This is a genomic window from Streptomyces hygroscopicus subsp. hygroscopicus, from assembly GCF_001553455.1.
Classification (GTDB): domain Bacteria; phylum Actinomycetota; class Actinomycetes; order Streptomycetales; family Streptomycetaceae; genus Streptomyces; species Streptomyces hygroscopicus.
Window position 1 is genome coordinate 1 of the sequence record NZ_BBOX01000530.1, and the last position, 8,704, is coordinate 8,704.

Annotated in this window: 9 protein-coding genes and 1 pseudogene; 3 read left to right on the plus strand and 7 right to left on the minus strand. The window is 70.0% G+C overall.

Annotated features, from left to right (window positions below; translation table 11 throughout):
• On the plus strand, positions 1–441 hold a 441-nt coding region (locus AXW62_RS38045), incomplete at its 5' end, for an HD domain-containing protein (protein WP_060948384.1).
• 211 nt (positions 442–652) lie between these two features.
• On the opposite strand, the gene AXW62_RS38050 is transcribed toward AXW62_RS38045, so the two are convergent.
• From AXW62_RS38050 to AXW62_RS44265, 4 genes are all read right to left on the minus strand, one after another.
• Complete coding sequence (locus AXW62_RS38050; RefSeq protein ID WP_159061062.1) at positions 653–1,618, minus strand: DMT family transporter; 966 nt, start codon at positions 1,616–1,618, stop codon at positions 653–655.
• Positions 1,619–1,646: 28 nt separating this feature from the next.
• A complete protein-coding gene (locus AXW62_RS38055) occupies positions 1,647–2,423 on the minus strand; it encodes a hypothetical protein (RefSeq protein WP_060948386.1) in 777 nt (258 codons plus the stop codon).
• 41 nt (positions 2,424–2,464) lie between these two features.
• Entirely contained in the window at positions 2,465–3,136 is a 672-nt protein-coding gene (locus AXW62_RS38060; protein WP_214516890.1) for a class I SAM-dependent DNA methyltransferase, read from the minus strand.
• Positions 3,137–3,507: 371 nt separating this feature from the next.
• Positions 3,508–3,648: a hypothetical protein gene (locus AXW62_RS44265; protein WP_159061063.1), complete on the minus strand. Its 141-nt coding sequence runs from the start codon at positions 3,646–3,648 to the stop codon at positions 3,508–3,510.
• A gap of 209 nt (positions 3,649–3,857) precedes the next feature.
• Here AXW62_RS44265 and AXW62_RS38065 point away from each other — a divergent pair, with 209 nt between their 5' ends.
• Entirely contained in the window at positions 3,858–4,508 is a 651-nt protein-coding gene (locus tag AXW62_RS38065; RefSeq protein ID WP_060948388.1) for an SAM-dependent methyltransferase, read from the plus strand.
• 118 nt (positions 4,509–4,626) lie between these two features.
• Here the strand turns inward: AXW62_RS38065 and AXW62_RS38070 are convergent.
• Positions 4,627–5,389: pseudogene (locus AXW62_RS38070) on the minus strand (pirin family protein).
• A gap of 233 nt (positions 5,390–5,622) precedes the next feature.
• On the opposite strand from AXW62_RS38070, the gene wrbA reads away from it, so the two are divergent.
• On the plus strand, positions 5,623–6,243 hold the full coding sequence (wrbA, locus tag AXW62_RS38075; RefSeq protein ID WP_060948391.1) for an NAD(P)H:quinone oxidoreductase: 621 nt from the start codon (positions 5,623–5,625) through the stop codon (positions 6,241–6,243).
• Positions 6,244–6,339: 96 nt separating this feature from the next.
• Here the strand turns inward: wrbA and AXW62_RS38080 are convergent, their stop codons facing one another.
• Together AXW62_RS38080 and AXW62_RS38085 are read right to left on the minus strand one after the other, a co-directional pair.
• The gene (locus tag AXW62_RS38080; RefSeq protein ID WP_060948389.1) at positions 6,340–7,908 is read right to left on the minus strand and encodes an MFS transporter; all 1,569 of its coding nucleotides are present in this window, start codon (positions 7,906–7,908) and stop codon (positions 6,340–6,342) included.
• A complete protein-coding gene (locus AXW62_RS38085; protein WP_060948390.1) occupies positions 7,905–8,456 on the minus strand; it encodes a TetR/AcrR family transcriptional regulator in 552 nt (183 codons plus the stop codon). Before AXW62_RS38085 ends, AXW62_RS38080 begins: the two co-directional genes overlap by 4 nt.
• Positions 8,457–8,704: the final 248 nt, after the last annotated feature.

Below are 8,704 nucleotides of genomic sequence, written 5' to 3' on the forward strand. Positions count from 1 at the left end.
GTCCGCGCGGGCGCCCTGCTCCACGACATCGGCGTCTACCGGCTCTACGACGACGCGGGCCGGCTGGGGGTCGGTGAATACGTCCGGCACGGGGTGCTCGGGCACGAGATCCTCCGCCAGGAGGGCTTCCCCGAGCGGCTGTGCCGGTTCTGTTCCTGCCACACGGGAGTCGGGATCACCCGGCACGACATCCACCGCCTGGAGCTGCCCCTGCCGCCGGCCGACTACGTGGCGGAGACCGGCGAGGAACAGCTGGTGATGTACGCCGACAAGTTCCATACCAAGACCACCCCGCCGGCCTTCCTCTCCTTCGACGCCTCTGCCGCGCGGATGCGCCGGTTCGGCACGGAGAAGGTCGACGCCTTCCATGCTCTGCGCGGCCGGTTCGGCGAGCCGGACCTTGTGCCGCTCAGCGCTCGGTACGGCCACGAGCGGATCTGACGCCCGCCACCGGACGCCACCCGAGAGTGTCCGCGGAGAGCCCGCGGACAGCCAACCCGGGGTGGTTCGGGGACAGCGGGCACGGGCGGGCCGCTCCACGGTCTCGGACCGGTACGCGCGGCGGGCAACGTGGCCGCGACGCACGTTGGTTGCCGTCGGGCTCGTTCGCCGCTTCCGCCGGTTCATGCCCGGGGGAAGCCGGACGGCCCCGTCACAGCCGCCGTGCCCCGAAGAGGCGGTCATTGGCCAGCACGCCGATCGTGCACAGCAGCACGAGAAGAGCGCCGATGGCGGCGGACGCGTCGCTGAAGGAGCGGCCGGCCAGCAGCAGGAGCCACGTCGACAGCAGGGGAGTGACGTAGCCCAGGGGAGCGAGACTGCCGCCGCTTCGTGCCATGCCGGCGCTCCACAGCAGGAAACCAGCGGCGCTGGGGCCGATGCCCACGTACACCATGGCGAGCCAGGCCGTGCTCGGTTCCCAGTCGGCGTGGGTGGCGAAGGCGATCCCGAGGGCCAATACGGTGCCTGCCACTCCGCCGACCAGCATCACATGGACCGCCGAGGCGCGGGCCTGCCACGAGGCGAGTGTGTAGTAGGCCATGCACAGGGCCGACATCAGGGCGGCGACATCTCCCAACAGGCTGCCGCCGCCGGACCCGGAGTGCTGCCCGGCGGTCATCATGGCGACACCGAGGAACCCCACGAACGAGAAGAAGACCCCGATGATCGTCTGACGGCGGGGACTGGTGATGGCCAGCCAGATGGCGGCGAACATCGGCCAGGCGTACGCGATGATGTTCGCTTCGACGATGGGTGCGGCCGCGAACCCCGTGTATTGCATGGTCTGAGTGCCGCAGAATCCGATCAGTCCGAGGACACCACCGTGGAGACGGTCGCTCCGGGTCATCGGTTCGGCGGGCCGGGCCCGGCCGGGTTTCGCGCGGACGTTCCGCACCAGCATGATGACCGTGAGCGCCAGGGTGGCGGAGGCGAACTGCAAGGTCAGCACGATGCCCAAGTCCAGCCTGCGCAGCGCGCTGGAACCGGCGAGAGCGTTCGTGCCCCAGAAGCCGATGCCGCCGCATGCGAACGCGACCGCGCTCAGGAACCTCCGTCGAGGGGATACCCGCTCCGGGTCCGGCGCGTCCGCCACCGCGACCCCGGTACCGGACGACACGTTCTCACTCTGTTCGGGCCGGGTCATTTCACCGCGCGGAGCCGTGTGGGAGCGGTGCCTTCTGGTGGTCCAGGTAGGCAGGGATATGCACCTCGTGTACGTCCTGGAGGTATTCTTCCTCCCATTCGAGCTCCGGGTTGTCCGCCGCCAGATAGGTGATGGTGTTGTCGTCGATCCACGGCTTGGACACCGAACGCCAGTTGAGGTTCAGCGTGATGCGGTGACCCGTTTCGATGGGGGCGACGCGGTGGGCGGTACGCATCAATTGGCCGAGGATGCCCCAGCCCGGTTTGTGGCTGATCTTGAGTATCCGGTCTTCGGGAACGGGATCGCCGCCACGGGACTGCCGGGCGATGCCTTCCTCGTAATCGCCGCGGTAGATCTCCAGCTCGCCGCCCACCAGATTCTCGATCTCCAGCGGGATCATTTCGGTGACCGGGACGCCATCGGCATGCCAGGTGACGGAACCGTCCCGGTCGGCGTCCTGAAAGGTGATGATCGCGGAAATGACCGGCAGCGGATAGGGCTCCAGCTCGGCTCCGGCCAGTTCCGAAGCGCGTTCGCGTCGCCCCGGCCAGTTGATGAGTTCGGTGATCTCTGGTATGTAGCGGTGCGCGCCCCGCATGTAGTTGAGGTTCAGATGCCGCTTGTGAGCCTTTTCCTGCTTCAGCTGTTTCGCCCTGGCCGCGATGGCTGCCAGTAGTTCCGGATCGTAGTCGTGCCTGAATTGCACGATGCCGAGGTCCGATACGCGGTGCCAGGTCGGATGCCCGATGATCTCGTCCCGGGTGACCGACAGCGACACCTCTGTGTCATGGCGTGTCCCTGACCGCGCCGAGTGACGAGTCATGCGTCGTGCACCTTCTTTCCGGTCATCGCCACGTAGTGATACGCCTCTCCTCGCGCGCCCAGCCGGTGCAGGTACCGGCGGCTGGTCCGGACCTCGAGCGCCCCGGAGCCCGACAGATCCCTGATCAGGCGGCAATAACCTGACCGGTCGTCACCTTGCAGGAATTCCTCTTTGAGGGTGATCGCGACCCAGCCCCCGGGCACGATCGAGTTGTACGCTTCGCGGAACGCCCGCGGGGGGATATCGGCGAAGCCGAGTGCCGCGACACACGTCAGGACGTTGAACGTGCTCTCCCGCAGTGCGTCCCGTTCCCCCGGGGAGAGGTGGGCCAGGTCGAGTACGTGGTAGTCCTTGTAGACTCCGGCCCGGTCCCGGTGTGCCGCCTCTGCCGCCTCCGGGAGAATGTCGACACCCACCGTGAAGCCGACACCCCAGTCGGAGAGTTCCTCGGCCATGAGCCCGTTGCCGGCCCCGACGTCGAGCACGCGCAGATGCGTCCGCTCTCCGCCTTCCCTGTCGACTTCCTCTTCCAGAAGCCTTCTCACCACGGCTGGTGACTGGCAGCGCAGCAGGTCGTGGAACAGGTGCTCATACAGTCCCGGGATCTTGAAGATCGCCGCGTAGTCATGGAATTTTATCTCTCGCCATTCTCCCTGGTCTTGTCTCACCAGACACCACTCTTCGCCCTGCCGGCCTTGCCGGGAGCTCCCGGATAACCTGACCTCCAGGCCGCCGTGACGCGTGCGTGAGCGTATCCGCTGAACCATGGAAATGTTCCCTTGTATCCGTATCGCGGAGGGCGGTCGCGGGGTGTTCGCCGTGACGCACCGCTCACGGCAAGAGATCGCTGGCGGTACGCGCCATTGACGGTTCACGAAGCCCTCGGGGCTGTCGTCGTCCACTCCCTTCCGGAGGCTCTGGAAAAGCTAGTGAGCGGAATGGGGAGCCGCAACACCCCCTCCCCGCGATGGCCGATAAGCGTCACCCCAGCCGATCTTCGTCATTCCCGGCCGGTGGCCGTGCCCGATCATCCGGGCGGTCACATCGGCTGTGAGGAGCCACGGGCGGTCGAGGCCCCGTCCGGCAGGCCGGCCCGGTTGAGCACATGGTTTTTGCCGTTCCGGCAATCTTTCGTGCCGATTTCCCTGAGCACGGGCACCATCGCGGCATGACTGCCCATGACGTCCTCATCGCCGGTGGGGAACCGGCGAGTTCGGGCGCGGCCGGGCACACCCGGACCGGAGCGGGGGTGGCCGAAGGCGTGTGCGCGCGAACGCGGGCACGGCCTGACGCCGTGAGACATCGTGAAGGCGGGCAGCGGCGGATCTCCCGATCCGGTCGTTCCGAGAAGTACCAGAAGTGCGAGAAGTACGGGAAGGGAAGCGTGCGATGACCGACCATCGACAGATCACCGAGGACGAGGCGGCCGCCCTGTTCGAGCCGCCGGCCTGGGACGAGCGGTACACCGGCCAGGAGAATGTCTGGAGCGGAAACCCCAATCCGCAGCTCGTCGCCGAGGCCGCCGGGCTGACCCCCGGTACCGCGCTGGACGTCGGCTGCGGTGAGGGCGGTGACGTGATCTGGCTGGCTCAGCAGGGCTGGACGGTGACCGGTGCCGACTTCTCGGCCAACGGCCTGGCCCGCGCCGCCCGGCACGCCGCGCAGGCGGGAATCGCCGATCGCGTCGACTGGTGGCAGGTCGACGCACGCGCCTTCGCGGCGGACGGGCGATCCTACGACCTGGTGACCAGCCACTACCTGCACCCGCCGAACGGCGGCATGGTGGAGGTGACCCGCCGGCTGGCCGACGCCGTCGCGCCCGGCGGCCATCTCCTTGTCGTCGGCCACGCGCCGTCCATGGATCTGCCCCAGCTGACCGCGAGTCACCGCAGGGCGATGTTCCTCGCCGAGGATCTGCTGTCCGGCCTGCCGGACGACTTCGAGGCCCTCGTGGTCGAGCAGCGGCCACGCACGATGACCCGTGAGGGAACAACGGTCGACACGCACGACTCCACGCTGCTGGCCCGCCGCCGGCTCTGAGCGGCGGGCCGAGCAGCGCGCCGAAACCCCGGCAGACGCGGCGTTGGCGCGCCGCCCGGCCGCGCCCCGGACTCCCGTGTCCCGCGGGGTGCGTGCCCCGGACGCCGGGGGGCGGGTTTCAGGCCATGGAGATGGCGGCGTTCATCTCCCACATGAGCACCTCGGCGCCGTCGGGGCCGCCGGTGAGACGCTGGCCCTCCGCGCCGGTGACGCGGACCGCGTCGCCGGTGGCCAGTGTTCCCGCGCCCTCCAGTTCGGCGCTGCCGCGCGCCACGAAGAGGTGGGCGAAGGGAGCGGTGACGATCTCGCGGGTCTCGGCGGGGCGGAGGCGGGCGACGTGCAGGGCGGCGTGCTTCTGCCGGATGCCGATGGCGCGCTGGTTGCCGTGTTCGGGCATGCCGGAGGCGAGGGTGGTCCAGCCCCCGAGGGCGAGTTCGGCGTTGATGTCGAGTTGCTCGTAACCGGGGCGGATGCCGGACTCGTCGGGGATGGCCCACATCTGGATGAAGTGGACGGGGTCGTGGTGCGCGGGCTCACCGGTGAGGGTCCAGGAGTCGTTCTTCTCGCTGTGGAGGATGCCGGTGCCGGCGCTCATCCGCTGGGCGAGGCCGGGGTAGATCACGCCGTTGTGGCCCTCGGAGTCCTGGTGTACGAGGGCGCCGTCGAGGACCCAGGTGATGATCTCCATGTCCTGGTGGGGGGTGGGTCTCGAAGCCGGTGCCGGGGGCGACGACATCGTCATTGGACACCAGCAGGAGTCCGAAATGGGTGTTCGCGGGGTCCCAGTGGTGCGAGAAGGAGAAGGAGTGGTGGGAGTCGAGCCAGCCGGTGCGGGTGTGGAAACGTTCGTTGGCGCGCCGGATGTCGAGGCGGGAGGCCATGGTGGTGTCCTTGCTGTCCGTGCGGCCGGGGGTGCCGACCCGTCGATTAGTTGAACGTTATACAACCTGCCGCGCGGAAATATTTCACCCCCCCCGCGAGGCCGGTCGGCCCTCGTATGGTTTACGGTTCAACTAGCCTGTGTCGACGGGAACGGACCGCACGGCCCGGACCTGTCATGGGCATCTTTCAGCCGCACCGAACGAACGACACCGACGGAACGGAGAACGCAACCATGAGCACCCCGATCAAGGTGGCCGTCGTCTACTACTCCTCCACGGGCACGATCGCCGAGGTCAGCAAGCAGATCGCCCAGTACGCGGAGAAGGTCGGCGCGGAGGTCCGTCTGCTCAAGGCGGCCGAACTGGCTCCGCGGTCCGCGATCGAGGCCAACGCCGCCTGGGCCGCCAACGCCGCCGCCACCGCCGACGTCCCCGAGGCCACCCCGGGCGACATCGAGTGGGCCGACGCCGTGATCTTCGGCTCGCCCACCCGCTTCGGCAACATCGCCTCGCAGCTGAAGCAGTTCATCGACACCCTCGGCGGCCTGTGGGCCCAGGGCAAGCTGGCCGACAAGGTCTACAGCGGCTTCACCTCCTCCGCCACCACCCACGGCGGCCAGGAGTCCACCCTGCTCGCCCTGTACACCTCCTTCCACCACTTCGGCGGCGTCGTCGTCGCCCCGGGCTACACCGACCCCGCCAAGTTCGCCGACGGCAACCCCTACGGCACCTCCCACGTCGACGCCCAGGGCAACAACCCCGTCGACCAGACCACCCGTGAGGCCGCCCGCGTCCAGGCCGAGCGCGTCGTGCGCATCACCACCGCCCTCAAGGCCGGCCTGGCCGCTTCCTGAGCCCCGGCAGCACGCTATCCGGGTCGGCCGGCCGCAGGACCTCGCACGGCCGACCGGCCCCGGGGTCATCGAAGAGGCACCGAGGCCGCCGTCACGTCACCGTGCCCCGTCCTTCGCGGGCGGGCGCCGTGGGTGGTCGGCGGTTCCACCGTCCAGTTCCTGCTCGCGCAGCAGGAACCAGGCCGCGACGGCGGTGGCCAGCAGTACCGCGGCGCCGGCCCCGGCGGCCAGTCCCAGGCCGTCCACGAAGGACTGCCGGGCCGCGTCCAGCAGCGCCGTGGCGGTGCCGGCGGGCAGGTGACCGGCGGCCTCCACGGCCCCGCCGAGGGACTCGTGCGCCGCCTCCGGGGTGCCGGCCGGGCCGGTGAAGTCGCGGTAGACACCGGTCACCACGGAACCGAGCAGCGCGATGCCGAGGGCGGTGCCGAGTTCGTACGCCGTCTCGGAGACCGCGGAGGCGGCGCCCGCCTGTTCCTTGGGGACGGCGGTGAGGATCACGTCGGCGGTGACGGTGAACGAGATGCCGGCGCCGAAGCCGACGACCAGCAGGGCGGTGCCGAGCAGCGGGTATCCGGTGGTCCGGTCGACGACGGTGAGCGCGGCCAGGGCCAGGCCGACGGTGGCGAGTCCGCCGGAGACGACGGCCCGGACGGAGAAGCGCCGCGCCGCGCGGCCGGCGATCAGCCCGGCCGCCACCGCGCCGACGGCGGCGGGCAGTTCCGCGAGTCCGGCCTCGAGGGGTGGCCTCTCCTGCACCAACTGCAGGTACTGGGAGAGGAAGAAGACCAGGCCGGACAGTCCCAGGATGGTCAGCAGGTCGGACAGCACGGCGCCGCTGAAGCCGCGGCTGCGGAACAGCCGCATGTCGAGCAGCGGGACCGGAAGGGTCCGCTGGCGCCGGACGAACCCGTAGAGGGCGGCGGCGCCCAGCAGACCCGCGGCGAACGCGTCCCACGCGACCCCGTGCGCGGCGGCCTCCTTGATCGCGTACACGACGCCGACCATGCCGACCAGTGACAGGAGGACGCTGACCAGGTCCCACGGACCGGGGTCCGGGTTGCGGGATTCCGGCAGCAGCCTGCTGCCGACGAGGACCAGGACGGCCATCACCGGCAGGTTGATCAGGAAGACCGAGCCCCACCAGAACCGCTCCAGCAGGAAGCCGCCGACGATCGGGCCGATCGCCATTCCGGCGGAGGAGGCCGCTCCCCAGACGCCGATGGCCAGGCTGCGTTCGCGGGGGTCGTGGAAGAGGTTGCGGATCAGCGCGAGCGTGGCGGGCATCAGGGTGGCACCGGCGACGCCGAGCAGCGCGCGTGCCGAGATCATCAGCTCCGGTGTGGTGGCGTAGGCGTTGAGCACGGACAGCGCGCCGAACGCGGTGGCGCCCAGCAGCAGGATGCGCTTGCGGCCGATGCGGTCGCCGAGGCTGCCCATCGAGACGAGCAGCCCGGCGATCACGAAGGAGTAGACATCGCCGATCCACAGCAACTGGGTGCCCGACGGCTTCAGGTCCTCGCTGAGGTAGGGGGTCGCGAGCCCGAGGACGGTGGCGTCGACGGCCACCAGCAGCACGGCCAGGACGAGGACGGCGAGCGCCAGCCAGCGGCCGGGGCTCCGCCTCGCCGATCCGTTCGGGTCGGCCGACCACAGGGTGCTGGTCACGGTTCCTCTCTCCGGCAGACGCCGCCGAGCAGCAACTCGACGATCATGTAGGTGAAGTCGTTACGGGCCACCCGGCCCTCCGCGACGGCCCAGGCACCCGAGCCCAGCAGGCCGTACAGAGCCTCGGTGAGCCAGGCCGGGCTGAGGTCGATGCGGAACTCGCCCCTGTCCTGGCCGCGCCGGAACAGGGCGGCCAGCCGGGCGTCGAGGCGGGTCCAGCCCTCGTTCTGCTCCTCGCCCTCGAAGAGCTGGTTCTCGGTGTAGAGGAAGGCGAGCAGGGCGGCGGAGGGTTCGAGCGCGCGGACCAGCCGGCGCACCGCGTCGGCGGCCGGTCCCTCGTCCGGACGGGCTGCCTCCAAGGCGGCCTCGCACTCGGCGATGCCGAGATCCTCCAGGGCGCGGATGAGGGCGTCGCGCCCGGCGAAGTGCCGGTGCAGCGTCGCCCGGCTGATCCCGGCGGCCCGGGCGACCTCGTCCATGGTCGCGGTGGCTCTCCGGGTCAGCAGGGCGGCGGCGGTGCGCAGCACATGGTCATGGTCGACAGCCATGAAACAAACATAGACCATGTGAGACGTGGACGTCTCAGAAGGAATATGTGTGACTCATGCGGCGTGCCGCCGCGCGTCGGCGCCGACGGGACGCCGGTCCCCTGGGCGCATACGACGGCCCGACCCCGCGCCTGGCCGAGGTCGCCGTGGGGCCCCATGCCGCAGACGGCCGTGAACGCGTCCGGAGACGGGCCTTCGGCCCGCTCGGCCGGCCGTGACGCCGGTGCGCCGCGGACGCGGTGCGGGGC